General features: G+C 50.2%; 1 protein-coding gene. It reads right to left on the bottom strand.

Features of this window, described 5'->3' with window-relative positions; translation table 11 throughout:
- On the bottom strand, window positions 1-255 hold a 255-nt coding region (locus I6E24_RS16975), incomplete at both ends, for a transposase (protein ID WP_235329865.1).

Here is a 255-nt window from a genome sequence, read left to right as displayed (position 1 = left end):
GCCTGTTCTGTGTGCCATTACTGTGGCTGCCATCTTCACCAGTTGCGGCACTTTGCTTTCTTGGGCTTGCTTTACCCAATCCAGCATGACCATTTCAGCATTGTTCTTATTGACTTGCGTCCAGATTTCCCTGAGCTGTTCTTTCAGGTAGTATGCCTGCGACAGGGGCTTGTTCATGGCCAACGCGTTGTCAAGCCTCGTCTTATACTCCTTGTCAAAGATGTCCACTCCATTGCTCAGCAGCAGGTAGCGTGT

The organism is Bacteroides caecigallinarum (assembly GCF_021530995.1).
In the GTDB taxonomy this organism is placed as follows: domain Bacteria; phylum Bacteroidota; class Bacteroidia; order Bacteroidales; family Bacteroidaceae; genus Phocaeicola; species Phocaeicola faecigallinarum.
This window is presented reverse-complemented; position numbering and strand designations above follow the sequence as displayed.